Genomic DNA, 26,316 nt, shown 5'->3' with positions numbered 1-26,316 from the left:
CCGCGGCGATGGAACTGCACCGTGTTCCTTCCGCCGCATTGGATCCGCGCGGTTATCGGCGCCCAACTCGCAAGTCCTGTCCATAGGGGGATGGTCCCTCAATTCATGGAAAGGTACGAAATATGAAGTTCTTCGAAGGCTTGAGCGTCCCGATCAAGGGACTCGTGGCTACGGTGGAAGGCAAGAACTATCTTCCCTGGCCAACCGGTCTTGCTCTCGCAGGCCGTCCCCGACACAGAATGGTCGCTTTCAACGGCTCCCCGTGGCTGAAATTCTTTGGCGGCGGGGTCGTTGCGGTGGAGGCTGACGGCCAGGTTGTGTACCTGCCGATCATGGACGCTAAGTATCGCGCAATACCTGCTGACCTGATCACCGCGCGTGACGTGAACGACTCGCAGAAGCGCGCGCTTGCCAAGACCCTGGCCATGTGCCACGGAATCGGCATGAGCCTTTACGGTGGTCACGGTGAAGACGTAGGTGCCTTCCTCGCGTCGCTCAACGTTCAACCCGGTAGCCACCTCGCAGCGGTCATGCCCCCTGTCGCGGAAAAGCCGGGCTCGAACAGCGAGTATGTGGAGTGGGCCGTCGCGTACTCTGCCGCCAGGATCGTGCATCCTGACTTTCGGTTCGAGGTGCTGTGTTCCGACGTTCCCAACCCGGAAAACGGGGTGATCGAACGGCTGCCGTACACACGCATCAACAACACGTACTCGGTCGCTGTGCAGGTCAGCTACACAGATGGCGAGCACCAGGTGGAACACGTCGAGTGGCTCCCCATCATGGGAGTCCAGATGGCCAAGGTAAAGGCCGGCGAGAAAAAGCTCGATCACCAGGCGCTCCTCGCGCCCACGGTGACGGACTGGAATCGCTCGATCATGCGCTGCCTCACCCGAGCCATTGCCGAGACCACCGGGTATGGCCTGGCGGTGTACGCACAGGAGGACCTCGAGGCGCTGCACGGCAACGCAGAAGGCTCGGCCGGAGCGCGTACTGCGAAGCGGGGAAGTGCCAAATCGGCACCACCTGCCCAACAGGAAGCTCGGACATCGGAAGTGGCCTCCACATCTCGCAGCACGTCACCACACCAAACGGCATCCGCCGCTAGTCCCAGGGTGGGCAACCTTGCACAAGAAGTGATCGAGGCTATCCGACGTGCTGGCCGCGACTCTGATGCGGACAACCGCAAGCTGCTCGTTTGGCTGGGCGAACCTGAAGACACGGACATTACGTCCCTGTCCGAAGTGCAACACCAGCGAATCCTGAAGGTCGTTGCAAGGCAAGCCGAAGAAGCCGCGCGCAAGGTTCTGGCAAAGCTCAAGGAGACCGGAAAGGACAAGCCTGCCGACCGCCAGAAGCTGATGCAATGGTTGGGTGAAGATCCCACGGCCGACCTCGCCACAGTGCCAATCCCAAAGCTCGAGAAAGCGCTCAAGGCGCTCGATCCCACCCCGGTGCAGTGATGCACGTGCGTGAGGAGCAACCAGAAGCCCAGCCATTCATTTGGCTGGGCTTTTTTTTGCCCGCACGCTCATCGGCTGGCCAGGACGAAAAAAAACCCGGCCATCGTCAGATGAACCGGGTTTGGGATGTGGCGTAGCGCTAGTGTGTCCAGCGTGATCTGCCGTACTTGCGGCCGAGGATGGTGATCCTGTCCTTCGCATCGATAGGCACCCGCTCAAGGCCGCCGCCAAACTTGAGCACATTGCAATGCCCACCGCCATCGCGTGCCGGCGCCGAGAAGCTCGACACATAGAACGTCCACTGCCCTACCCCGCCCTCGCGACCTTGGTGAAAGCCATGAAAGCTACGCACCTGCCAATTCCCCTTCCAGACCGGGGCGCTGATGCCATCGGTACCGACCTGGCGCACAAAGAGAATCGGCGGCGCATCCAGGCCCAAAGACAGCTGGAGCGTTGAGCTACCCATGGTGCACCTCACTCTTGGTCGCGCCCGTCTGCCGTAGTCCCATCGTGTCCTGGTCTTTGCGCACCAATCTTGATGATAAATCCCAACGCGTCGAAGTCATCAAGGCTCCTTATTCGCAGGTACAGCTCCTGTGGCATCAGCGACCTCGCGTTCACCATGAACCGAGTGTGCAACCTGACGGCCGAGATCCCAGTGATCCACGTGTAGGCCATCAACATGGCAGCGAAGAGAAGCACTGGGTCGCGAACCTGGCCAAGATCCAGTGTGAGTGCACATACCGCCAGGCCAAGGCCGCCCGCAGTGCGAGCGACGGCTCTGCGCAGCGCAAGGCGCAGGCGCCGGCGCGCCGTCGCGTAGATGAAGAGAACCTCGACCTTCGCCTGCGCGGAACTGGGGACCATTTACCGACGCTCGTGTTCGGTTGAGTTGCTGTTGTTCAAAAGACATTTCAAAGTTACCTCCAGGGCAATCCGACATTGGATTCGTCCTGGTTTGCCGCTTGACGGGTGGTAACAACGAAAAAGGCGGGCCGAAGCCCGCCTTCCTTCCTTCAAGTCCCCCTACCGGCCAGCCGGTGGAACGGCTGCAGGCGCCGGTTGAGTGAGCTGCGCGGTGGCCCCCAGGGTCGAAGTCACCGTGAGCTTCAGGTCCGTGGCCTTGCCATACCAGGCTTGCCGGACATAGGCGCTCTTGCTCTTCACGACCTGCTCGGTGCCGTCCACGCTGAAACGCCAGTCATACGACGCAATGTTGCCCGCTTCCACCATGCAGTCCGCCGTGTAGGTCGTCCCGGAGGTCGTCGCAGTGGATTTCACGTTACAGGTCGGTCCCGGCGCTGGCTTCATCACGATGGTCTCGGACGATTCACCGTAGTTACCCAGCTGCGTCAGCGTGCGAACCTTGATGTCGTAGTCGCCGGGGGACTCCACCTTGATGATCGCCGAGGACCCAGTGAACTCGCCTTGCTTGTTCCCGTTCACGATGAGCTCATTCGTGGAAAAGCGGTCGCCCCGCGGAAGGCTCTCGATGCGATAGCTAACCGTGTATGCCCCCGGGGCATAGTATTTGGCCGCGCCGTATGGAGACACCACCGTCATGGCGCCGCCCACCTTGGGTGCCGGCAGCACTTCAATCTCGGCCGTCGTCACGTCGGTGATGTTGCCGCGAGAGTCGGCGACCCGGGCCAATGCCTGGTAGCGGCCAGGTTGAGTGATTTCCCAGGCGCCGTTCATGCCGCTGCCGGAGAGCTGCCTCATATTCTCAGGCAAGCTCCAGGTCACGGTGAGCGGCTCGCCACGCAATTCGGAAGCCGTCCTGCCAACCATAGCCAGGTTGTAGCGCAGGGTCGCTGGCACGGTCTTTTCGTTCACCGTGACATCGATCTTCCAATCCGGCCATCCGTAGGACCAGGCGCTGACGGGAAACACCGACGTGGCAGTCACCTCGGGACGACCATCCACCCAGGTGAGGTAGCTCACGGCCGTCTGGCCAGGAGCGATGGACAGATCAATCTCAGTGCCCTCTACCCTGGACCCGTCGGGCAAGAGCCACGCGCCGCGCACAACATAGTTCTTCGTGGACGACGAAGACACCACATCGTTGATCTTCGCGGTGTACCGGTAGGTTTTCCCAGTCTCCACGACTCGCGGGCCGTCGATCGAAGCCCTGGCCGTGAGCGGCTGGACAGCCTTGAGGCCGAACACCTTGGACGTCCAGCTCCGTGGTTCATCGGGCGCAGTGGAGTCTTTCACCGACAACGTGACCGTGTAGTTCTGCGCAGCCTTCGGCGTGAACTGGAAGGTTTGTCCGGATCCTGCGCCAATCGCCGAGGCAGCATCAGACCCGAACGAAAGCGCCCACTTGTACACCGGCGATCCAAATCCTGTGACAACCGATTTCAGCTCAACTGGGGTATCTACGTTGGCCGCGGTAGGTCCGTCGATGACGATAGAACCACCAGAGTAGGCCAGTAGCTGCAGGGGCGGACTGGTGAAGTCTTGCTTCGAGTACTTGTTCCGGCTAAAGCCTCGCACCAGGTAGGTGCCAGGCTCGCTGAACCGGCTGTTCAGCGACTGACCAACGTAGGGCCGACCCTTGTCATCAAGCATGGGAGCCCATGTCGTCCCATTGTCCGACGACACCGACCACTGAATTGTCTCGGCCACCTTGTAGAGCTCGGGCTCTTCAAACGCTGCGGACACCTGCGCCGGAAAGGGAATGGCACCGGCTGCCGTCTTCGCGCTGACCTTGAACACCGGGGCGCGGCCGTCGTAGGTGGTGAGATAGAAGTCCTGCACCGTCGTGGTCTTGAAGTCAGACACAGCTCCGTTCGCATCGATCAGGTAGGCGATGGCCTTCATCCGGCGCTGGCCTGGCGTCAGCACGCCCAGATCCACAGAGAACTGCCCTTGCGCGTCAATGCCCACCCGATTCCCGTGTGGAGTCCCGCTGGCGGCGTCCACGACGGCAATCTCCCACTTCCCGTGCTTTTCTGGTGCGTACTCCAGGCGGGAGCCCACCGACTCTGCGAGCCGTCCGGTCACCACAGACGGGCTGAGGGTATGGCTCACAAGCTCCCGGTCCATGAACACCCGCGGGCCCATCGGGACGCCCATCACATCGAACGCGAGCGACACCTTGTGCTCAGGCGCACGGTCGTACCAAGCCTCTACCAAGACAGGTTTTGTTCCCAACGACTCGCTGATCCCTGCGGTCACGGCATAGGCGGCCGACTGGAACGAAGAGAGGAATTCCCGGGAGTTTTGACCAACGGCAACGCGCGTCCGAATGCCCTTGTGCGCACCAGTCACCCCAACATTGCCCACCAGCTGCTCCCCCCCCTCGGGCGAGACCTTCACCAGCTTTGTGGTCTCCGGCAGCGCCATCTGGGCATAGTAGGGGTTGTAGCTCACGTAAGGCGTGAATGCGAGCTTGATCGGCGCTGGCACAGTTCCCTCAATCGAGAACGACTTCGCGCCTTCTGCGGACGGATAGAACGCACTCCTCTTTGTGAGGGGATTCGTGTAGATCACACCAGGCACGTACTGAAGCTGATTCGGCCCGACAGCAAGCGGCGGTCCCTGGAGGGCTGCGGGTGAGAACCGGTTCGGAGGAATGCCGGCCGTGTCCTTCCACTGTATTGCACAAACCACTGAGTCCATCTCGAAGAGACGGTCTGACTCGGAATAGGTGCGGAGCATGGAGCAGCTGTCGGCGCCGGCGCCGGAGAGCTTCACAGTCACGTCGACATCCTCGACCTTGACGGCCGCAGACGGTTTGCTCGCCGTCACCGCCACCCTGTCCTCGACGCGCCAGCGGTTGAGCGAAATCTCAAAGTTGTTTCCGTCAGGCGCCGTGTTGAACAGCTTGACCTTGCGGACCCCGGTCCCGGGGGTATCGTCGGACAGCAGCGCCGCCGCCGTTCCAGCCGTAAAGTCCACTGACGCGCCCTGGCCAGGCTCCACGCGCGTACCATTTATGACGAATGCCTTGTCGCTATCGTTCACCAGTTCCCGGCGCCCCTGCATCCCCGTGCCTTTCATCGTGTCCACCGAAGTGAGCTTGACGCCGGCGCCCGGGAAATCGACCACGTTGGGGAGGCTGGATGCCAAAGAGCGTACTGGACGCTGCAGCGAGAACGACTTTGTCTTCGTCAAGTTGCCCAAGGAGACGCTGAGCTTGTACTCGCCATCCCTCATCGCCTTGTACCCCGCCACACGCCACGCGCCCAGGCCCTTCGAGACGTTCAACTCGCTCAACAGGTCACCCTGCTTGCTCATCAGAGCGATACCCTGCGTACCAGAAGTGGGAGCCTCGATGCGGAATGCCCCGGCTGAGTTCGCATCGAGCTTGAGTTCCTTGACCCCCTCGCCCTCGTAGTTGAGGCTCAGGGCGACGATGTTGTATTGCCCAGATGCGAGCGACGACGTGTAGACGGCACCTTCCAGGCCAGTCATCCATTTCTCGCGTGCGACGGAAGTCTCGCTCTTGCCCGCCAACTTGGACGCCGTGAGCGACGGCCGGAACACCTTGGACAGCTTGATCTGAACCTTGTTGCCGCTCTCCTGGTGCTCGACGGTCATCGTCCCTGAAATCGCGGGCTTGTTCGAGTCCGAGAGGGCGTGGCCTCGGAGAACGAGTACGGGCGTCGAATCTGGGTTGACAACCGCGGCGCCGAGACCACAACCGTCCTGGCCGGAGATCTCGCAGAAGTTTGCCTCGGCCGCATAGAGCGAGGTGGCAGCCAACAGGAATGTGATGGGGAGTGCTTTTTTGTACATGGGAAGTCCTCCTCAGTTCAGAGGCTGTGCAAAGTCGATGGAGCCGCCCTGCAGCTGGATGCCAAACCGGCCAATGGAGTCCGTGAGCACGCCGTCGGATGCTGGCTTGCCGTTGTGAAGAATGGTCACATCCGTCGGCAACAGCCCGGCACGATTGATGGAGAAGCTGAACGACTGGCTTCGGTCGCCGTTTAGGAGCCCTCCAGCCTGGCCGACAGAAAACACCGCTGTATGGTTTCCGTCTGCAAGTCCGGATATGTCAATTGCCGCATGCCTATAGTCCGAACCAGCAGCTATTTGGAAAGCCACTGGTTGGGCGCCGCCGCCGTCGAATGCGACAGAAATCACGGCATCCCCAACGCACTGGAGCCACCGCGAGAGAGCGACCAGCTCAGCCTGCATGACGCCGTTCACAAGGGCATCCTCCACCCTCGGCGCAAAACACGCTGGAAGATGACCAGGGTCTTGGGCTTCAGGGGAAGTGGCGGTGTTGAGCTTCGCGGACACCTTGTAGCTGTACACCTGACCGCGAACTGGAGGAATGTCGTCCAGCTCGACGGAAGACTTGCCGGAGGAGATCAGCGTGGAATCGCGATAGACGTCGAACGTAAAGCCATCGCCGCCGTCGGCCGGCGCCAGCCAGCTGACACGGACCACCTCTTCGAGCGTGCCGTCCGTCGCCGCCAGCGAGCGAACGAGCTGTACAGGAAGCGAGAATGGTGCGCTCAGAAACTCGATGGGCTTGATCAGTGTGACGCCTTCCGGGGGCACAGCGCGCGCGACGGCGACCAATTGAGCCCGGTACAACCGCGAGTAGTCCAAGTCGCTTGCGCCCCATTCGCCGTTGCTCCCGACCGCGACAAAGCCAGACGCAGCCGCCCCATCGGCAACCGTGCGAATGCCTCCCAGGAATGGCCCATGAATTGCTGTATCGAAGCTCCCTCCCGCGTGGACTTGGGCGTTGACCGTTGGAGGTATTCCGACAGTGCCAGTGGCTGAAACCTGCATATCGGACGGCGCCACCAAAACCGAAATGGTGTCGGCCCAGGTCTTGTTCTGCGAGGCGGCGTCCGGGTCGGCATATTTGACGCGGACGATCACACTCTGTGATGACCAAGCAGGCACCTCCGGTACGAGCTTCGATTCGACGAGACGGGCGGGGATGTCGACGCCAGCAGACGCTCCATTGAGGGGAACCCCCAGGTCGGCGTGGCCGCTGTCAACGAATTCGATGTCGGTTTTCAAATGCGAGAAGGCGCCGAGATCGACTTTGATGTTCGCGAATACGCCGTCGCGCCGGGCTGCGACGAACCCAGCCTTGCCTGCGCCGGCATCAAACGAGCCTACCGTCGGGGTCAGCGTCACAACGGGGTCCGGCAGCTGCTGAAACGTGACGGACGAGGATGCGCATTGCACGGGGGTGAACAAGGAATTGCCGACGCGCGCGGCGAAGTTGATCTTGGACTCGCCGACGACGAGGTGATCGGCGACGGGAATCGTGGCCGTCCAGTTGGGCCCGTTCAGCGCCATTGGATAGTCCTTGGCATCATCTTGGCCGTTGACTTCGCCCCAGGCCTTGACGATGGCGGTCTCGACCGACATTGGGCCTTGCAGGCTCACTGTTACTGTCCCGTTGGCGTTGTATGTTGTGGCCACACTGGGAGATACACCACCACAAGTTGGAGGACCGACCACTTCAACGCTCGCTGCAGCCGATGCGACACCATATGGAACTCCAGCTTTCCAGAAGATGCGGCGCAGCTGGTAGACGCCTGGAGTGGTTGGAGCTGTGGCCGTGAGCGAGGTCGTGGTGTTGCTACCCGTGGCAATCGACCCGCTGAACGCAGCGAAGCCTGCGCCCCAGACACTCGTGTCGCCGGGCGAGTCCGGTCCAGTGCCGTGAGACCCCCCTGACCACGTCTCCGACCCCGTGTTTCTCCAGATCTGCGAGTAGGAAAATGACTGGCCGGTGCCAATCTTCGCAGGAATGCCTGATTGGGACACGAACACGGGAGCAATCTTGGGCCGGATACTGCCGGCGTCCAGCGCACTCCATGCCGACGAACCAAGGGCGTTTTCAGCACGAACCTGGAATTCGAAGGTGCTTTCATCGCTGACACCCGTCCAGTCGTACGAGGCCGCCGCAGGAGTCGCCAGATCCGTCCAGCCTGGCGTGCCCTTCTTCCGGTACTGCAAGCGGTAGCTACTGGCGCCAGCAACCGCGCCCCACGTCGTGTTGATGGAACTAGCGTTGGTGCCATCAGTTGCGAACAAGCCGACTGGAGAGGCCAGGCTGGCTGTACACGTGGGCGCGCTCACGGACCAGGTTCCGGCGGAACACGTCGCGGTAGCGGTGCCGGTGGCGCCAGCGGCGCCATTGGTCAGGCTCTGGCTAGCGCCATTGCTCGCTGCCGCAGTGTTGGCAGTACAAATGTTGCCCGTGCCCCATCCCAGGGGCGCGGCAGAGCAGCCAGGATCCACGTACTTGTCCACCACGTAGGTTTCACCATCCGTGTGGTTGTACTGCCGTGACGCTCCACCAATTTGCTCTCGGCATAGTGTCGGTGCAGAAGAAACGTACACGCACATGGAATCGGAGCCATTGTTCTTGATAGAGACAATAGTCACCTGCGTGAAGTTCGAGGTGTCAGTAACCCCCGGCAAAATCGATGGCACGGACTTAACCCAGGTCCCACTGAGCGTTTTGATCTCAAGGCCAATTGATCTGCCTGATGTCGAATTGTTCTTGACCGTGATTGGTGCGGCTAGGGCGGCAGACGTGGCCAGGAACGCCAGTGCCGCAAGAAATGCTTTCTTGGTACTCATGAATTATTTCCAAGTCTTGAGGGATTTGCTGTTTCAGGTACGCAGGCAACTAGAGGATTGGTGAGCTCCCCTTGGACGAGGCCCCGCCCGTGTCAAGCAGCTTCAACGCTGCGTCCATCTTTTTGGAGGTCGAGGAACCCGGAGTTGCTACGGCGCCCGATACAGACCCGCCGGAAAAGCCAGTGGTTGTCGTTGCCTGCGCTGTGCCCTGACCCTGGATCCCCATGTCGATCGTGGCTGCACCGGGAAGGCCTCCCCCGACGCTCCCTGCCAGGCCGGGAACCGCACTGCCTACGGCGCCAAAGGACGTGGTCCCACTCCCAAGTCCGCCGCCCGCTTGCCCTGGTGCAGGTGAGAACGGTGCAGCACCACCATGATCAACTTGGGGAGCGCCATAGTTGGCAAGCGGCTGCGAGCCTCCCGCGGTGCCAGCAGACGCCCCGCTCGAGGGCGACGCAGGCGCAGGACTAGGGGTGCCGCCGGTAGCCGAGTTCCACGCTTCGGTTCCGTGCTGCATCAGGCTCTTGCCTGTGGTCTGCTCCGAGATGAAGTTGGCCACCTCAATCCCCGTGATTGCCCATCCCACTCCCGGCAGCATCCTGCCGGCGAGTCCCGCGGCCCGAAGCGCATGGCGCGCAGCAGGATTGGCAGCTGCCTCGGTAAGAGACGCAGCTATCGAACCGAGCGACCTCGCGCCGTGGTTTGCAATATCGGCGACGGCACCACGCATCCGGCCTTTACCCATCCCTGCTGCGGCTCCGAGCTTCTCAAGGGCGGCTGCGGCTGCTGCCGGAGAGCTCCGCACTGCGGCGACCGCGGCGCCGGTCGCTGTGACGGCGCCTCGGATGGCGCTTGCGGCTTGAGCGCCAACGATCGCGCCCGCTGCAACGCCGGCGCCTACCCCCAGAGCATCGATCTGCCCGTCGGACATCCCCATTGCCTTGAGAGCTCCGCGGGCTTCACCCACAGTGGTCTTCGCCAGATCTCCAAGCTTGGAAATCGCAGCTCCCAGCGAAGCGTTCTTCGGATCAATGCCCCCAATCGTGGCAAGCGCTTTGGCGTATGCACCTTCCACCCCTGCGGCGTTTAGCGTGCCAGCGGCCAATTTGCCTTGCGCAATGGCTCCCTCTGCTTTCGCTCTCTCGGCCGCAAAGGCGGCGGGGGCCTGCTCTTGAGCTGTCGCCACGCGCTCCTGCGCCTGCTGCGCGGCGACTCCAGCTGACGCCGCTACTGGCTGCTGCCCGCCAACCCGGCGATTTCCCTCCTCGGCAATGGCCCCCTGACTTGCCTGCAGTTGCGCCGAGAGCGCCTTCACTGCGGCCCCGTCGTTCATGATCGCCGCTGCGCCAATGGCACCCTTGAGTGCATCGGGTCCACCTTGGGCCATCATCCCACCAAGCGCATTCGAGACTGCGGCGGCATAGCCATTGATTGGCCCCAAGGCCGCGCCGAGAGAGCCTAGCTTTGCGGACTCTTGGTCCACCCTGCCGAGGATGCCCATGACGTCGTTGGCGTCCATGCCTGCGGCACGCAGCTTCCCCATGAGGGACTCGCGCATCGCGAAGCTCGTGCCCTTGCCAAATGTCGTGTTTCCGCCTCCGAAGAGGACGTCAGCGGGGAGGCGGGCAGCAATGGCCGTGAAGGACGGCGTCTTGTACTGGGATGCGCCGCTGAACTCCGTCGACGACGAGCCACCATGCGAACCGGACTCCCCAGCAGAACGTCGCTGCGACTCAGTAGTTCCCGCTGAATTGTCAAGTCCCGTACGGTTAGAGCCAGACGTGGTGATGCTTCCACCGGATTCAAAGCGAGCGCCTGTCTCCTGGCGAGCTCCAGTGCCACGCTGGAGCGACGCGGACGCTCGATCCGCCCGCTCTTGGCCGGTAGACAGCTCAGCTCCAGCTTGTCCAATAAGGTTCCCGGAAGCATCCACCAGCGGCAGCGCCCCCCTTGCTCCTTTCTTTTGCGCGCCTCCATCTTTCCCGCCGCCCGAGCCACCGCCCGTTGCCAAGCGAGCGCCTGCCTTTAGGTCGGCTCCCAAGCGTGCGCTACTCTTCGCAAGGTCCGTAGTCCCCAGCGATGCCTCGTTACCTTGATTGGCTTGCACAGTTTGCGCCGTACCGGAGGACATCCCCGTCCCGCCGGTTCTTGATGTGCCCACTTCTGTACCGCTTCCGGTTGACGAAGTGGTCTTCACCCCGACATCTGCAGTTCGGGAGCCTTCCACGCCGCCCTGGTTCTGAAATCCGGTCGTCTGGCCCGCCTTGTTGGTCTCGCCGAAGGTCATCCCGCCCTGATTCAGCAGCGCCGCGTTCATCATGGCCTGTTGGGCACCAGTTCCAATCATCTGATGAGCCGCGTGTAGTGCTTCGGCGTTGCCGGAGTACCGGCCATGTGCCACTTGGGCCTTCGCAAATGCGTCCGAGCCATCCTTTGGCCCGGAGGAGCCACCGCCACCAGCGGCGGCCGGGGCGCCGCCAAACATCTTGGATGCGCCCATACCGCCCAGGATGGCCACCAGCGCGAACGGTCCTGCGCTGACCATCGTCGCGGCAGTGTCCATCGCTGCGACGATCTGCTCGGTCATCGCGGAGAACTCGAACATGCACAGCCCACCGCCGGTGCAAGCGGACCTGGTGGGGTCCGTGAGCATTTCGGCGTATGCTTTCATGATGTTCTCCAGGTTCGACCCAAAGTAGTTGTCTGCGATCGCGAACACTACGAAGGGGCAGGCCGCGAAGATCATGTACATGAGGTACATGGGAAGTGCCTTGAGCATCCACATGACATTCATCGTGGCGATCATGAGCATGAAGGGGGAGATCGCGATGAGCGTGACCATGGCGAGGTTGGTGACGCTGGCGGCCGTGGTGCGGGTGTAATCCGCTGCCACCACCTTGTCGTAGAGACCCATGAACTTGTTGCACACCGCGATCGAGCGGTCATCATCGTTCGTGTATCCCCGGGAAAGGGCACCTGTGCTGCCGCGGCCGTTCATGACACACGATGCAACGATGCTGCTCTTGAACTTGTCGGCAAGCGTGGTGCCGAAGTCAGTGCTTGCCCGGAAGAGGCGGGCCACGTTCTTGTTGAGCTGGTCCTCGCAGTTTCCGGTCTTGCAGCCCGCGAGCACGAAGGGACTATCGCGCAACGTGCCAACGATGTTCTCGCATGCCGTTGCGCAGGTCACCAGCGGGAACGAGCCATCGGCGTTCACATAGGCGCCAGATTCGGCCCTGAAGGTGTCTGCGCCCACCCAAATGATCTCGTAGCCGGAGTTCACGCCATCGCCGCAGAAGTTTTCCCACTCCCCGACGACGTTGCCCGAGCGATAGAGCTTGTTGGATTCGGGCAGCGGCTTCTTGGTGCACAACCGATTGAATCGCTGGATGTTCGATGCCCACATATCGTCGCGCGTGACGTTTGAGTTGACGATGAAGTACAAGGCCTTCATAGCGCTGCGCATGATGCTGCAACCCTGCGCCGCCGTCGCGCCAGCTCGGTTCTCATCGTCACAGAACTCGACCTCTGAGAACCAGGCCGGTCGCATCGCGATGCTTATCCGATTCCCCACTGAGTAGCCGAGCGTCGTGGCGACCGAGATCGGCATGGCAAGCCCAATCGGCACATCGTCGATGAGCTGCGGCGCAGCAAACCCGTCCACCGATTCCACGTTGACTGTGGTTTTTGGCACCAAGATGCAGGAGACCACGACGAACTGAAGCAGTAGCTTGTCCAGGCGGAACTGCCGCTCGAGGACACCCACGGTGATGGTGGCGAGGATCGCGATCACCATGCCCGCCTTGACCATCGTTGCGATGTAGTCGTCCTGGCCGAAGAACATGGCCACGGCGCGAAACGCATTCGCGACAAACGCGGTGTCGCCCAGGGTGTAGACGGAGAAGCTCATTGCCGCTGGCCTCCATCATTCATCTGCTGCAGCCGGTCGATGTCGCTCACCATCTTTGCGATCTCGCCCGAGGTGTCGTACTCAACCGCAGCCTTCAGGTAGGGTGCCGTCTGCTGCTCCACGGCCAACGCGCGGCTGCGCAGGAGGTCGATCTGGTGAAGCGCCGATTGGTCCCGCGTGTCGTTGAGGGTCCGGGACATCACTTGACGGATGCTGTTGGCAAGCTGGAACCGTAGGTGGATCGTCACCCCTCGGGCGTACTTCAGCGCGATGGTGGTCGCGAAGCCAGCGCCACCGGCTCGATTTGCTTCCTTCACCATGTGCAGGATGTTGCCGGGCATCACGCGGGCTATGGCCTGCGCCTCGGGCGTCATGCCGCTGCCGCCACCATAGAGGGCAGAGTGGACGATGGAACCCGGGAGGATGGAGCTGATCGTGGTTACGTCCTCAGTTCCAAACAATGCGCGGTTGACCATTGCCGCGACGCCCGGCCACTCCGCGTGCGTGAGCGAGCTCTTGCTCAGCTTGATGCAGCTGGTGGAAATGTCGCTGCAGCTCCAGACCTCGAGTCCAGTGCTGCTGGTCGCCGTTTTCGGTTCCAGCAGTTCATCGATGGTGATCGTTGGGGCCGCGTAGGGAATCGAATTGAGGCAACGCAGCTCGGAGGAGCCCGTTCCACAGGGCTCGCTCGCCCGACTTGGATTGAGGTCCGAGTCTGCAGACGGGAAAACGTATGTCCCATACAGGGACAGCAGGAGCATCGTGGCCTGGGCATCGGACATGTAGCCGCGCAAGACGTTGGCGTGCTGATCGTTGTTCTTGAAGGCCTGGAAGACGATGTTCCCGGTCATCTTGACCGGTGCGTTGTCGCCTGTCGCAATCGCCTTGGCCTGCTCTTTCTGGGTGGTGGCGCTCGCTTTCGCCCGGCCCGCAAGGGCATCCGAGGTTTGACTCCAGGCGTTTGACGCGTGGGTCATGACGTTGTGCCACCGCGTGCTGAGCGCCTCGCGGTCCGAGGAATCCTTGTCGAACATCGCGTTCGCGATTGCGCAGGTGTTCTGGGCCATGGCGTTGATCTCGCGGATTGCGGCCTCAAGCTCAGAGAGGATGGCGTCGCAGCTGTCGCACATTCCCTTGATGGCGGCCCTGAGGGCAAACGCTGGCGCCACCGCGATGATGGAGCGGATCAGCTGCTGGAACTGTTCGCCATTGATGAAGCTAAAGCTCCCGAAGAACGCATCGATCCCGCCACAGCCCGCATCGATCTTTGGCCGGGAAAACTGGATGACAGTGAAGTTCTGCGTGATCGGTCGGACCGAAACCTGCCCCCCGTAGAACCCATTGGCGCGCAGCGTGCTGACTGCCTGGGGATCTGTCACTGAGGACATGTACATCCCGCGAACGGCCTCTTTGAGGCCAGCGTTTGCGGGCATGGAGGTCACGGCCATTGTGCTGGCGAGGACGGCGGAGACGAGGCGTATCGCCAGCTTGCGGGTTTTTTGAGTCATCTGAAGTGCCTTGAAACACATGCCCGCTTTTGTTTTGCAACAAAACAAAAGCAACAATTAGACTTTTGGCATGATTTGTTACATACTAGCGCCGCCAAAACAAATTGGCAAGTCAAACCAATTCGTAGGAGTTAGATATGCAAAGTACGTGGATGAGCGCGGCCCGGGCGCGCGCAAAGGTTGTTTTCGGCCCCCTCAGCAGCGCAGTCATGAAGCCAGGGCGGGCACTCGTTGTGCTGGCGCTCGCCCAGGGCGCGGCCACTGTGGCGCACGCCGGAGCCGGTGGCACCGAGTTCCAGACGGTCTATGACCAAATCTCGGGCTGGACCAACGGTGTGCTGGGCAAAACCCTGGCCATTTCCAGCCTGCTGGTGGGTTTGGGCATCGGCGTGATCAAGCAGTCGGTCATGGCCGCTGTGGTCGGCGTGTCCATGGCACTCGTGGCGGGCTTCGGCCCCGGCGCGATCGATGGGGTGATCACGGTGGGCCATTCCATCGTTGTGCCGATCTGAGGCGCGCTCCACGCCTACCCTCCTCCCCAGGGGCGCTTCGGCGCCCCGTTTTGTTTCCCGGAACCAATATGTACAAATTCCAATGCTTCTTCGCTGTACCGCTCTTCTTGGCCGCCGGGCTCTGCCAGGCACAGGCCATCGATCGGCTAACCATGGGGCATACACCAGAGTCGGAGGCCGTTCGGACCATGCAGGGCATCGTGGCCGCAGTAGGGGACGGTGCACGCCTCGAACTCCGCCCTGGCGGCGACTATGGCACGCAGGCCGTGGTTGTCCGGGCCTTTGCCCTGCCCCTCGGGGAGCTGCAGGCGAACGTGGCCTTGATTGCGACGACGGGTGGAAAGGCCACGTATGCAAGGTATGTGATCCGCCGAGAACACCTCCCGGCCGCACTCAAATTGCTGCAAGGTCGCTGGCCAGCCCACGTGAACGTTGCATCGGACGAGGCCGGTGTCAACGACGTGTTCTTCGTTTCACCGCTGAATGCGGCTTGGGTGCATCTCGGGACGGGTTCCGAGTATTTTGGAGAGGTGGTCATCACCACGCATGCCAAGCTGCGCGACATCCTGGCGGCACAGAATCGAATCGACGACTGGTGGCCGGAAATCGAGGACGCCATTGCCAAATCGGCCCGTTCGTCGAGCAAGCGATAGGGACGCTTGCCCCAACCTTCAGCGCCTTGGCACGTCCCCAAAGAAGTGCGGTAAAATGCTTAGGAGTCGAGAGCGCTGTCGATAACGGTGCGTTGGGCGATTGTCCCACTCGGCTTACCATTTCATACGGGCTGCGACTTCGCAGCCCGTTTTCGTTTCCGAGGAGTCCCGTGCATCTACTGTATCTTGACGAGTCGGGTCACCCACATGACCCCAGCACCCAGTTCTTCGTCTTGGCAGGCGTTGCTGTGTTCGAGCGGTCGACGCACTGGGTTGAATCGCGCATCAATCCGATCGCTGCGCGCTTCAGTCCACATGACCCGTCCGCCATCGAGTTCCACGGCTCGCCGATGTACTCGGCGAGGGACGACTGGTCGGGAGTGACCCCAGCTGACCGCGTGCAGGCCCTGGTAGATGTCCTGTCGTTGCTCGGCAACGCGCAACTCCAGCTCAGAGTTTTTGCGTCCGTGATCGAGAAGTCGACGCTGCCCCAGAACCAGATTCTTGAGCGCTCCTTTGAAGCTGTCGCGCACCAGTTTGACCAATACCTCGCCGACATGTGGACAAGACGCAGAGATCCACAACGTGGGCTTGTGGTATGCGACAAGGCATCCTACGAGCAGAAGCTACAGGCGCTTTCTTCCTTGTTTAAGCACGAGGGGCATGCGCTGGGACGGCTGCGCAACTTTGCAGAAGTCCCTCTATTCCTTGATTCCAAGGCATCGCGACTCATTCAGCTGGCTGATCTAGTTGCGTACTGGATCTTCCGCTACTACCAGTCGAAGGATTCGCGTGGTTTTCAGCTTATTGAGCCCTCCATTCTTCGGAGGGGTACCCTGCGAGTTGGCTTGACGGCCTCCGTGACCCCCGCCACAGAGCAGGAGTTGGCGCGGATCCAGCCTCACAAGTATCCTTTCCCGAACCCGACGGTCTGAGTTGCAGCTACCACATGCCGCGCCCTCGCATGCTGAGCGGGCATCGTGGGCAAGATCGCGCGCATCGCGTACGGTATCGCTGCCTCAATTTCCCGTAGCTCGCTGTACTTCACCATTCGCGCTCGTTCGCCCATCTCCACGGGACTGCGCCATGGTCTCAGCGCTACGATTGCGTCGGAAAATGGGCCTTTGGGGTTCAGCCAATCCGGCTTTCTGGCGGCAGCCCGACGGTGCCCCACCGGCTGGTGGCGCCGGCGCTATCCAGTACACCCATATCCCCCACATCCAGCCCAAAGCACTGACGACGGACACGACGATGATCCCCCATTGATCGCTATCTTTGAGCGCAAGGAACCAGAATGGCTGGCTACACGCCCCGATGACACTTGCCCATCTGCGCAACTGCAAGCTGCGAGCCTGCGAAAGCCAGATCGCGGCCGGGCCGGACAGTGCAATGGCGCTTTGGGTGATGAGATCGGATGGCATATGCGGGATTTTGCTTTGCTGTACGGATCAACAGGAAACTCAGTCGCCGAGCAGCGCCTTCCAATCGGCTTCTGACTGGGGAGGCTTGAACGTGCTGTACCGGCCCTTGTCGTTCACGAAGATCAGAGGGAGCCGGTCGATTCCCGACTCGACGGCCATCCTGGAGTTCTTGTCGATGGCGAAGATGCCCTTGCCAAGCGTTGCCTTGACCACGGCATCGTTTCGCAGACGGTTCTTGTCCACAAAGGAAGCCTTCTCGCCGTCACGAAGCCATTCCGCGAGCCAAGGGAGCATCCGCGTGGTGCCAGCAGCGCCCATAAGGACGGCCTGCGCGCCAACGTTGATTTCCTTCTGGGCATCGGAGACAAGTGCCATGTCCACCCCTGCCTTGCTCTTCATAGCGGTGTAGCGCTGCAGCAGCTCGCTGAGGAACTGACGCCCCTGAGGCTGCCCGAGATCCAAAACAAGGACGATTCGACGGCTGCCGGTACCGGGCGCGAGCTCGGCCTTCTCCAGCAGCGCAGGCGACATTGTGTTGCCGGCCTGCTCTCTCATGAATGTGCTGCCGAGGTCCTTGCCCTCTTTCATGTCCACCACGGAACCCACGACGGCGTAGCGGCCCGAGGTATCCGAGTAGAGAACGAGACGCTCGGGCTTTCGCTGCCCGTTGGCCGGGTTTTCTATCATGGCCTCATAGACAACCGCCTTCAGACCTTTGATGGGTGTATCCAGGGTAGAAAGCAGCCGGATGTCGCTGACCTTCCCGACGGCTGAGTTCGAGAGCAGCTTCTCCAACTGCTCGACCTTGTTGATCCAGGCGTCGTCCACCGCAACATCTGGTGGAGTCTCGATCTTCAGCTTCTGGCCCCCGAAAGAAGGAAGCGAGGTAGCCAGGACAGCTACTGCGAGCGAAATGGTGGTGATGAGTTTTTTCACAATTCAGGCCTTGATGGATTGGCTGATAAGACCGTTGAGCAATCCGAAGAACAGTTCTGCCCGCGCTGCCGCGTCTTCCGGCGTCACGACGAACTGGCCCAGGACGCCGAGGGAGGGGGTTTTCAGAACCTCATAGCGCCCAGCCGCGTCAAGCCACTGTTCGATTTGCGCCAAGGTCTGCTTCTGGCGCATCACCACCAGCGCCTTCCCGGCATCGCCATAGCGAGAGACGACCCCTTCGATGTCTGCGAGCGACGGGCTATTCCCCTTGGCCTGCATCAGCTCAAGCGCATCCGCATCGAATTTCGCCATCGTGCCGGGCGCCAGCTTCCCCAGCGCAACCCTGGCCGACATCAGCGTGATTTCCGCCTGGCTGGATGCATTCAGGATCACAGGGTTCACGACAAAGCTGAGCGTGCGCGGTAGTGACTCGGCCCATTGCGCGATGCCGGCGTGGTATCGCTGGCATGCCGGGCACGCGTAGCTGATGAACTCCCGGACGCGCAGCTTGTCATTGGCGACCGGATTGCGCAGCACCTTGTATGGCTTGGTACCGCCCACATCGGGCATCGACGCTTTCTGGGCAAGCGCGGCGACAGGCAGCGCTGCAGCGAGACCCAGCAAGGCCCTGCGCGTGGGAGAAGAAGGGTTAGGTTCCAACTGCACGATTTGCTCCTTCAAATGATGTGACCCCGCGCGCGACTTCTCGCACTGCGGCGGTCTCCAGGGTTCGGTAGTAGGGCTGCGCTTCGGCGGCCTTGCGCAGTGCGTGAATGTCAGACGCTTCGATCGCAATCCGCACCGCTGGCGTCGCCGTGAACATTTCGATGACAGCCTTGCGGCTGCGGTAGCCCGCGATGCAGTGTTCACATCCCGCACCATGCGCGCGATAGATGAGCGAAGGGGCCTCGACCCCATGACGCACCAGGTGCGATCGCTCAAAATCATCCGGCTCATAGGGCTCCCGGCAGTGTTCACAGAGAATCGGGATAAGCCGCTGTGCACAGACCGCGCCCAGTCCCGCCGCCAACGCGTTCGGATTGACCTGGAGGTCTAGAAGCCGCGACAGCGTGATCACCGCGCTGTTCGTATGCAATGTCGAGAGCACGAGGTGGCCAGTGAGCGCGGCCTGGACAGCAACACCCGCCGTCTCTCCGTCGCGGATTTCCCCGACCAGGATGACGTCCGGGTCCTGGCGGAGCATGGAGCGCAGGGCCTGCGCGAAACCCATCTTCAGGTTGACTTCCGACTGGCAGATCCCGTCGAGTTGATACTCCACCGGGTCCTCGACCGTGTTGATCTTGTTCAAGGGGGTTCGAAGCGTCAGGATGATTCCGTACAAGGTCGTCGTCTTTCCCGACCCCGTGGGCCCTGTCACCAGAAAGAGACCTTGAGGCTTGGAAATGACCTCGCGCATCGCCTCCTTGATATCGGCATCCATCTCGATAGCATCAAGAGTCTGGAGGTTCTTGGCGCCGTCCAGCACGCGGCAGACAATTGAGTCACCGTGGGTGGTAGGCAGAATCGAGATCCGCAGGTCCACCACTTTTCCGGACTCCAACGACTTGAAACGGATCTTTCCATCGTGTGGCAGTTGGCGTTCCACCATCGAGAATCGCGCCTTCATGCGGATCTTGTCGTTGAAGCTGGACGCCATCTCCAGACTCACTCTCCGAACTTCCTGCAGATCTCCGTTGTGGCGAAACCGGACGATCATCTCCGTCTCGAACCACTCGAAATGGATATCGGATACTTCGTGATCGATGGCGATCGACATGAGCTTGTTCAACAGGTCCACAGCTGGAGCATCGCTATTGGACGTAGAGATGAACTGCAGCGGCTGTTCGTCTACTTCCCGGACGCGCCGCGTCGCTGTAGCTTGTTCCATGACTTCACAACCTTCTGTACGTAGATGAGCTTGGCGGCAGGTTTTCCGTTGGGCCCGGTGTTGTATGACCCAATCGCCTCGTTGGTAAAACCAAACTGCCGGATGTTCTGGGCCAGGATCCAGGCGCCTACCTGAGCATTGATGCATGGGTCATATAGGTCCGGCTCGGTGATTCCAAATTTCGCAAGCGTCCCCAGCCACACGGAGTTCACCTGCAAAAGCCCGTGGTCCGTGGTTCCGTTTTTGTTGCGGTTGACCGCCGCAGGATTGAAGTTCGACTCGGTCTTCGCAATGGCCACGAGCCACTCGTGCGGAACTTGCTGGTAGGCGGCCGCGCTGCGCAGACACTCGTCAATCCTGGCCCAGGCCACGGGTGCCACGAAGAGGATCCCGCACGCGAGCATCGCGCTAGCGAGTTTTTTCATGGTTCACCCTAGAGCGCGAGAGGTCGGCGGACTTCGCCACTACGGCGTCCCGAATCTTCCTAGTGAAGAATGGGTCAGAGAAGTCCACCATACCGAGCTTTGAGATCTGCTGTGGCGAGAGGAGGCCGGAGTAGTTCGGATTCACCTCGGCATACTGACCTTCATCCAGCAGCCCGATGTGCTTCGCGGCCAACAGCACGCGGTCTACGATCAGGTCTTCCGACAGCATGCCCTGGGACACCACGATGTGCTTGTCAGGGGGCGCCACCAGGACAGTTGCCGGGTACACAGAAACCTGCATTACCTTGCTGTGCCCGGCGTCCGGCAGGACCTCGTCGTCTGACCTCATGTCAAAGATGGGACCGCCCTGCTTGGTGATGAAGATCACATAGAGCCCATGCTCCTTGGCCATCCGCTTGACGATGGGGTACTGCCTCTCACAGAAGCTGCACTCCGCGTCCAGGAACACCCAGAGCCCAGCCCGGTCCGCCAACTGGCGCATATAGTGCGCTTTGTTCTGGTTGATCTGGCGGTAGAAGTCCGACCGCATCGCACTGCTGATGGGGAAGCGATTTGTTTCGTCGAGCGCGGCATCCAGGACAGCACGCTCCTGGAACTTGTGAGAGAAGTTTGTCGCCTTGTCCACCATTACACGGGTGACGTAGCGGTACTTGTCCATCTTGGCGTCGGTAGGGTCGTCGATCGCATCTTCCATGACCTTGGAGTAGTTCTGCTGGAACCACTTGACCGAGAACGTGGATGGACCAGGTTGCGCCGGCGCCGCTGGGCTGGAAGCAGCCTTGGCGGGTACGGCGGCAACCGGCGGTGGTGGCTTCTGCTCCTTCTCCTTAGGAGGCGGGGGGTCCGGCTGCTTTTCGTACCAGAACCAGCCGCGGGCCTTGTCAGTCAGAAAAGGCTGATCGGCCGCGGACACGAAGCTCGCGGTCACCAGCATTGCTGCCGGTAACAAATAGGGTAGTAAACGCATGGATCATTGCTGACAAACGAATTCGTAGTCTACCGCAATTGTTACGCTTATCAAATGCTGTACTTGAATTAGCCGTTCCGCATCTCTGTCCACTTTTGTTACTGATCGGGCTGCAGCACCCTGATTTCCTGCCGCACGCGCGCCCATCAGCTCGCTCACTCGCTTGTACAGCTGGCCATAGTAGGCGCGAGCCTGCGGGGTGCCCTCAAAGAACCCTGTTTTCCAAAGGACGCCCCGCAGCGCCATCAGCTGCGACGATCTCCCGCTCAAGGTGTTCACCAATTTTTTCAGATATCGGCGAAGCTCAGGATCGGCAGCCACCTGTTCAGACCGGTGCTGCAGCACTCCCACCACATAGCGATACGCCGCGTCAGCGTTCCCATAGCCGGCCGCCAAGCGATAGCCCTCCAGCGTCGGACCGTCCGTGACTTGGAGCACGTACTCGCGCAACAAGGAGTAGATGTACCCCATCTTGAACGCCAGCTGACCGCGGAACGTGCCGATCTGGACCTTTGCAAGCGCATCGGCAACCTCCTGCTGGGTAACCTGCTCGCCAGCCACCCAGCGGCTGTAGACCAGGAACAGCAGGTTGTACTGCGCCTGCGGAAGGCCCTGCCGTGCTGACTCCTCTAGCGCGGACTGCAGCGAGCGCATCGGCAAGTCAAGCTGGCCCGTGTAGATATTCTCGGCATGGATCAGCAGGTGAGCAGGTTCCCGGCGAGAAATCCCGTCAAGCCAGGCGAGGCGATTCTTCCTGTCCTGAGCGCGCGAGAGAACGCAAAGAGGGTGGGTTGCCTCCTGCCTCCCACCTATCCGGTCCGTCGGTATCCCCGTCTGAGCGTTCGCGCTACTGGCCGGGCCCAGGGCTAGGCCCAGAGTTGCCGCCGCCGCCATACCGCTCAAACAACGGCACGTTCTCAAGATTCGTCTGACCAATCCGATGCTCATCATGCGTTCCCTCATCGACGTCGCGCCGCCGGGCCCGGCGCTGCTTTCTCCGCCGCCGCTGCCGGGCGACGTACTCCTCATCGTCCTCATCCCCATCGAACGCCTTCTTCAAGGCCACGATGGCTACTGCGATCACGATCAAGATCAATGCGCCCACAACTTCCACACGTCCTCCTACTTTTCCGCTGGTTTGCAAGCTGCATACGATGAAGGCATCTTCGATTTGTCATTCGGGTCGTAGCAGTTCTCGAACTGATCTACAGCGCGGGACATGTCAAGCAGCTCAGAACTGTTTTCCTTGAGCAGTTCAACGGTCTTGACGGCAGGCACTGTGCGATCGATGTCAGCGGTGGAGTCTTCGATGGCGAGCGAGCGGCTCAGATCAATTTCATTGCCTTGCACCCCGTAGCGCGACTCCGGGCTTTGCGGGTTGATGAGTCCAGACTCGATCAAGGAATCGGTCCACTCCGTCAAATCGACCTGCGCCCAGTCCACCTGGCCCAGCTCCTGAGGCGTGAACCCGCTGCAGTTCACAGAACACCCCTGAACCTGGTACCCCGAGCGGCCAGGAATCAACCCTTTCCGCAAGATCTCTGTCGCGATCACTCGCGCTGCAATGGACTTGTAGCAGCAGTACAAATCACGTTTCTGGATGCAGCCCAGAAATGCTACTTTCTTAGAGCAACAAGTCCCCGCGAACGAACACAATCGCCATTTTTCATTTGCCGCCCACTCGTACTCCGGCGTCTTGCAGGCAAAGATGATCTGAACGATAAGGCGGAATATCAAGTACGAATTCATCGCCAATTCAAACCCGGGAGTGAGCGTGATGACCTTGTCCGGACCGACCATGAAGATGGCATTCGCCAGCTCTGGGCTGATTGCATTCACAAACTCAAAAGCACGCTTCATCAGCTCCTGCTGGAAGCTCTTCAACGCACTGCCGAACTTCCCGAAGTAGGACTGAGCTGCTGGGAGCTTCGTGACTCCATCGGCCGCGGCTTCCGCAGGAATGGTGGTGGACGAACCCGATGCCCCAAAGAATCGATCGAGACCGCTGCTCACCGGCTTTACGATGGAGTCGTTGATGAAGGCCGAGCCCTTGTCATAGAGATCGTGAAACGGCGCAGTGATCTGATCGGAAACCTCTCCGTAGAAGCGCCCAGCGTTGTTGTAGACATCCTTGATCCCAGTGTTGGCAAGGTAGCTTTGGGTGATCGAGTTCTCGCCGATCTTCTTGACGATGTAGTAGCCCTGCAGGTACTGCATCCAGTTGGGTGCCTCGTTCTTCACGTCCTTTCGGGCCTGACGGCAGCAGTTCCCATCTACCAGTGCCACATCGGTGATCACCTTCCCGCTACCGACGGTATAGGAGCAGTAGTACTGCTTCCCGCCAAAAATGGACAGCGTGCAGGTTTCCGTGAGCGATGCAGGCGGTTTTCCAGTCTCCGCGCACACCATGTCGTACTTCATCATGTTGAGCGCTTCCATGCCACTGGCCGCTGTCGCGAAGTCAGCTTTGGACGAGCCTGTCAGATTGGGCCGCGTGCACTCGGTGCCTACGCACCGCAGCGTGCCCTGACAAACATCAACCTGGTTCTCGGTGTCGGTGGTCCAGTTTCCCGGAGCCTGCTCCCCGCAGTCGAATGCCTTGTTTTCCACATAGCAAATCCCCGAGAACAAGCCGACGAACCGCTGGTCCGCGCAAACGCTGAACGCCGGCAGCGGGCGGCACTGAGAGAGCTTCTTTCCGTCGACGTTTTCCGCGTATGCGCAGTTGCTCTGGTAGACCTTGTCGCCCTCCGTGATTTCGTCAAACTGGACTCCCTCGCCTTCCATCTTCCCGCACTGCAGCAGCGGGCCGCCCTTGGCTCCCCAGCACATCTTGTCCAGGCCGAACCAGTCTTCACTGTCGCTCGCATTTGGAGCTGATGGGCCTGCCTCGGCGTAGTCCGGGAAGGACGCGGAACCCTTGAGCCATGGGCTCAGCATGTCAATGAATCCCGAAGTCGCCAGCCCGTGGCCAAACGTCACCGAACCACTCGTCACGGTCGAGCGTTGGTCCGTGCAGGCCATAGTCGGCTTTTTGCATAGGTTGTCGCTAACCATCTTGAGGTAGTCGTTGCAACCGGTGATTTCATTCACCGTGACCATTTGCAAGGCGGCAGCGAACTCAACTTCGGTGCGCGAGCTGTCTGCGGTGGCGCTGACAGCTGGGAGCCAGCCATCCGAAGGGCGACCAAAGTGGCTCGCGGTCGCCGTGCCCCCGAGCATTCGGATGCGGCTCACGCCCGTCTTCTTGGGGTCACCTCCGAAAGGAGAGTGGATGTATTCGACGTAGTAGCCCTCCTCCGGCTCGGTATTGCAATCCGGGCAGTCAAGAGCGGGCGACAGAACCGGGAATCTCGCGATGTTCGCGACGGCACCCTGCACAGGGACAGGGTCCCTGCGGTACGTGAACTGGCCCGTCGGCTTCCCGAGCGCGTCCAGCACTGGCAGCTTGACCTTGTTCCACCCACGGACTCGCAGATAGACATGATCCCCAACCTCAGCGAGTCCAAACTGGCGCTGCATGCCAGAGCATCCGTTCGGGGTGAAGGCCTCTTTGATGATCTTCTCGCAGTTGTTGACCTGCTCCCGGTTGTATGGCTTCCCGCCGTTCTGCGTGAAGCTGCCGTCGCTGATCCGATTGCAAGAGTTGACTAGCTCCATGGCTTTCGTGCCAGAGGACGCGTTCATCTTTCCCACCATCTGCGCCTGAAGCCCAGTGTCGCTGGAGTGGTCGTTCCGTGCTGTGTTCGCGATCGCGTCGTTGACCCACTTGTGCCCAGTGTTTGCGGCCGTGTCCTGCCGGCGATCGTCATACATTTCGAGCACTGATGCACCGCGCTCACCAGGACACCAGTTGATCACGTCCCCGCCTCGCGATGGGATTGCGCATGTCGTCGGGGGATCTGGCATGCATCCGGATGGCGGAGGCTCGTAGTAGTTCACCTCCGTCCGGTACAAGTCCGCAAGCAAGATCACCTCGCTGGTTCCCTGGGGAACCGACGTGGTGATGACCGACGTCCACTTGTCCTTTGCCGTCCCGTAGCTCGCTACATGCTGCGTGGCATCCTGCATTGCACCATTGACCACGAAGAAAAGCCTGTGGTTGTATGTGAAGTAGTTGTACTTCGTGCCTGCTGAAAATGGCGTGTACTCGTACCGAATCGCATGTCCCTCGTCGACCTGGTCCTGCCAGGTACTCGCGCTCGCGCCGAGGGTCGGCAGCTGCAGCCGCACTTGGCCTTGCGAGTAGGTCGAGGCCTTCGTGTCCACGTCGAACAAAGGCTCCTGGACGCACTCAGCGTTCGGATTGCCGTTGCGAAAGCACGCCTTCTTCTCGGGGGCACCCACCACAGCCCGCTTCTCGGTTTCTTGGAAGGTGATGCGGTAGATCCGGTGATTGGCATCGGCCGCGCGAGCTGAGCTTGTCTGCTGCTTGTAGAGCGACACGAACTCGGTCCTCCGGCACCCATCCTTGCGACGGTTGCGAGAGTTCTGTTTCGTCAAAGCCTCAAGCTTTGTGGGGTCGGCATACGTGTCCTTCCCCATCTGTGACATCTCGTTCGCCTCAGTCTGGTTAAAGTTTGGAAAAAGCTCGTTGACATTGACCTTTCTCCCCGTGCTGCTGGTCGATGTCACACCATCCTGAGCACGGTTGTAGTCCGCATTCGGGTTGGGCATCAGCGCATCCAGTGACTGCGAGGCCATGTCCTGCCCTGACTGGGCGCTGTCCAGCGTTGCGGCCTTCGAGGCGGGCGCAAACTGGGTGGACCACTTGGTCGAAGCCGCGCGATCAAGGCTGACGTCACCCGCCGTCGGCGCTCGGTAGATCGCGGAACCTGCCAACGGCGTGACGTTCGGCGAGGTCGGCCCTGGGAGCGTTGCAGGTTGGTCAATCCAGCCTGTGACGTTTCGTTCTTTGGTCGTAGCAGCATCGAGCGCTGACTGCTCCATCCGCGTGGTCACGGCCTGGGCAAGGGCGCCAACGCTGTAGTTGAACCCGAGAACGGCTATCAGGATTCTTCCGGTGAGTTTGAGCCACATGGT

The 26,316-nt window shown here is 60.8% G+C and carries 18 protein-coding genes; 5 read left to right on the top strand and 13 right to left on the bottom strand.

The features are described from left to right. Window positions 1-122: 122 nt before the first annotated feature. A complete protein-coding gene (locus C8C94_RS25105) occupies window positions 123-1,460 on the top strand; it encodes a DUF1071 domain-containing protein (protein ID WP_121423127.1) in 1,338 nt (445 codons plus the stop codon). 139 nt (window positions 1,461-1,599) lie between these two features. Here C8C94_RS25105 and C8C94_RS25100 read toward each other — a convergent pair whose 3' ends face one another. Next, window positions 1,600-1,926: a hypothetical protein gene (locus C8C94_RS25100; RefSeq protein ID WP_121423126.1), complete on the bottom strand. Its 327-nt coding sequence runs from the start codon at window positions 1,924-1,926 to the stop codon at window positions 1,600-1,602. 44 nt (window positions 1,927-1,970) lie between these two features. Between C8C94_RS25100 and C8C94_RS25570 the strand changes: the two genes are divergently transcribed. After that, a complete protein-coding gene (locus C8C94_RS25570) occupies window positions 1,971-2,351 on the top strand; it encodes a hypothetical protein (protein WP_158603858.1) in 381 nt (126 codons plus the stop codon). A 135-nt stretch (window positions 2,352-2,486) separates the two neighbouring features. Here the strand turns inward: C8C94_RS25570 and C8C94_RS25090 are convergent, their stop codons facing one another. From C8C94_RS25090 to C8C94_RS25070, 4 genes are read right to left on the bottom strand one after another with little or no spacing between them, the layout of a single operon-like run. Further along, window positions 2,487-6,206: a hypothetical protein gene (locus C8C94_RS25090; protein WP_121423124.1), complete on the bottom strand. Its 3,720-nt coding sequence runs from the start codon at window positions 6,204-6,206 to the stop codon at window positions 2,487-2,489. Between the two features lie 12 nt (window positions 6,207-6,218). Beyond that, window positions 6,219-9,032 carry a fibronectin type III domain-containing protein gene (locus tag C8C94_RS25565; RefSeq protein WP_147433319.1) on the bottom strand — a complete coding sequence of 938 codons (2,814 nt, stop codon included), beginning with the start codon at window positions 9,030-9,032 and terminating at the stop codon, window positions 6,219-6,221. 49 nt (window positions 9,033-9,081) lie between these two features. Beyond that, window positions 9,082-12,942, bottom strand: coding sequence for a conjugal transfer protein TraG N-terminal domain-containing protein (locus C8C94_RS25075; protein ID WP_121423122.1), 3,861 nt, complete (start codon window positions 12,940-12,942; stop codon window positions 9,082-9,084). Next, window positions 12,939-14,450 carry a conjugal transfer protein TraH gene (locus C8C94_RS25070; RefSeq protein ID WP_158603857.1) on the bottom strand — a complete coding sequence of 504 codons (1,512 nt, stop codon included), beginning with the start codon at window positions 14,448-14,450 and terminating at the stop codon, window positions 12,939-12,941. Before C8C94_RS25070 ends, C8C94_RS25075 begins: the two co-directional genes overlap by 4 nt. A gap of 137 nt (window positions 14,451-14,587) precedes the next feature. On the opposite strand from C8C94_RS25070, the gene traA reads away from it, so the two are divergent. The 3 genes from traA (at window position 14,588) to C8C94_RS25055 (ending at window position 16,550) form a co-directional block, all read left to right on the top strand. After that, window positions 14,588-14,962, top strand: a complete 375-nt coding sequence (traA, locus tag C8C94_RS25065; RefSeq protein WP_233573619.1) for a TraA family conjugative transfer protein — start codon at window positions 14,588-14,590, stop codon at window positions 14,960-14,962. A gap of 68 nt (window positions 14,963-15,030) precedes the next feature. Then, window positions 15,031-15,615 (top strand): hypothetical protein, encoded by a 585-nt coding sequence (locus C8C94_RS25060; protein ID WP_121423119.1) that lies wholly within the window; start codon window positions 15,031-15,033, stop codon window positions 15,613-15,615. 170 nt (window positions 15,616-15,785) lie between these two features. Continuing rightward, entirely contained in the window at window positions 15,786-16,550 is a 765-nt protein-coding gene (locus tag C8C94_RS25055; RefSeq protein ID WP_121423118.1) for a DUF3800 domain-containing protein, read from the top strand. Between the two features lie 525 nt (window positions 16,551-17,075). On the opposite strand, the gene C8C94_RS25045 is transcribed toward C8C94_RS25055, so the two are convergent. From C8C94_RS25045 to traN, 8 genes are all read right to left on the bottom strand, one after another. After that, entirely contained in the window at window positions 17,076-17,972 is an 897-nt protein-coding gene (locus C8C94_RS25045; protein WP_055400094.1) for a disulfide isomerase DsbC N-terminal domain-containing protein, read from the bottom strand. 3 nt (window positions 17,973-17,975) lie between these two features. Beyond that, window positions 17,976-18,638, bottom strand: coding sequence for a thioredoxin domain-containing protein (locus tag C8C94_RS25040; protein ID WP_147433318.1), 663 nt, complete (start codon window positions 18,636-18,638; stop codon window positions 17,976-17,978). Further along, entirely contained in the window at window positions 18,622-19,860 is a 1,239-nt protein-coding gene (locus tag C8C94_RS25035) for a GspE/PulE family protein (RefSeq protein ID WP_121423117.1), read from the bottom strand. Before C8C94_RS25035 ends, C8C94_RS25040 begins: the two co-directional genes overlap by 17 nt. Continuing rightward, window positions 19,821-20,285 carry a lytic transglycosylase domain-containing protein gene (locus C8C94_RS25030; RefSeq protein ID WP_121423116.1) on the bottom strand — a complete coding sequence of 155 codons (465 nt, stop codon included), beginning with the start codon at window positions 20,283-20,285 and terminating at the stop codon, window positions 19,821-19,823. The genes C8C94_RS25035 and C8C94_RS25030 overlap by 40 nt, the downstream gene beginning before the upstream one ends. After that, entirely contained in the window at window positions 20,269-21,273 is a 1,005-nt protein-coding gene (gene traF, locus C8C94_RS25025) for a conjugal transfer protein TraF (protein ID WP_121423115.1), read from the bottom strand. Before traF ends, C8C94_RS25030 begins: the two co-directional genes overlap by 17 nt. 3 nt (window positions 21,274-21,276) lie before the next feature. Then, entirely contained in the window at window positions 21,277-21,927 is a 651-nt protein-coding gene (locus C8C94_RS25020; RefSeq protein ID WP_147433317.1) for a hypothetical protein, read from the bottom strand. 193 nt (window positions 21,928-22,120) lie between these two features. Then, the gene (locus tag C8C94_RS25015) at window positions 22,121-22,387 is read right to left on the bottom strand and encodes a hypothetical protein (protein ID WP_121423113.1); all 267 of its coding nucleotides are present in this window, start codon (window positions 22,385-22,387) and stop codon (window positions 22,121-22,123) included. 8 nt (window positions 22,388-22,395) lie between these two features. Next, the gene (traN, locus tag C8C94_RS25010; protein ID WP_121423112.1) at window positions 22,396-26,313 is read right to left on the bottom strand and encodes a conjugal transfer protein TraN; all 3,918 of its coding nucleotides are present in this window, start codon (window positions 26,311-26,313) and stop codon (window positions 22,396-22,398) included. Between the last annotated feature and the right edge of the window lie 3 nt (window positions 26,314-26,316).

This window comes from Acidovorax sp. 94 (assembly GCF_003634645.1).
Taxonomy (GTDB): Bacteria; Pseudomonadota; Gammaproteobacteria; order Burkholderiales; family Burkholderiaceae_C; genus Acidovorax; species Acidovorax facilis.
The sequence above is the reverse complement of the archived record's forward strand: the minus strand, read 5'-3'. Positions and strand labels throughout refer to the sequence as shown.

Bases quoted from the DNA above. Each gene is read 5' to 3' on its own strand.
- C8C94_RS25105 (WP_121423127.1), top strand. From the start codon at position 123: ATGAAGTTCTTCGAAGGCTTGAGCGTCCCGATCAAGGGACTCGTGGCT.
- C8C94_RS25100 (WP_121423126.1), bottom strand. From the start codon at position 1,926: ATGGGTAGCTCAACGCTCCAGCTGTCTTTGGGCCTGGATGCGCCGCCG.
- C8C94_RS25565 (WP_147433319.1), bottom strand. From the start codon at position 9,032: ATGAGTACCAAGAAAGCATTTCTTGCGGCACTGGCGTTCCTGGCCACG.
- C8C94_RS25020 (WP_147433317.1), bottom strand. From the start codon at position 21,927: ATGCGCTCGCTGCAGTCCGCGCTAGAGGAGTCAGCACGGCAGGGCCTT.
- C8C94_RS25030 (WP_121423116.1), bottom strand. From the start codon at position 20,285: ATGAAAAAACTCGCTAGCGCGATGCTCGCGTGCGGGATCCTCTTCGTG.
- traA (WP_233573619.1), top strand. From the start codon at position 14,588: ATGCAAAGTACGTGGATGAGCGCGGCCCGGGCGCGCGCAAAGGTTGTT.
- C8C94_RS25060 (WP_121423119.1), top strand. From the start codon at position 15,031: ATGTACAAATTCCAATGCTTCTTCGCTGTACCGCTCTTCTTGGCCGCC.
- traN (WP_121423112.1), bottom strand. From the start codon at position 26,313: ATGTGGCTCAAACTCACCGGAAGAATCCTGATAGCCGTTCTCGGGTTC.
- C8C94_RS25075 (WP_121423122.1), bottom strand. From the start codon at position 12,942: ATGAGCTTCTCCGTCTACACCCTGGGCGACACCGCGTTTGTCGCGAAT.
- C8C94_RS25035 (WP_121423117.1), bottom strand. From the start codon at position 19,860: ATGGAACAAGCTACAGCGACGCGGCGCGTCCGGGAAGTAGACGAACAG.
- C8C94_RS25070 (WP_158603857.1), bottom strand. From the start codon at position 14,450: ATGACTCAAAAAACCCGCAAGCTGGCGATACGCCTCGTCTCCGCCGTC.
- traF (WP_121423115.1), bottom strand. From the start codon at position 21,273: ATGCGTTTACTACCCTATTTGTTACCGGCAGCAATGCTGGTGACCGCG.
- C8C94_RS25090 (WP_121423124.1), bottom strand. From the start codon at position 6,206: ATGTACAAAAAAGCACTCCCCATCACATTCCTGTTGGCTGCCACCTCG.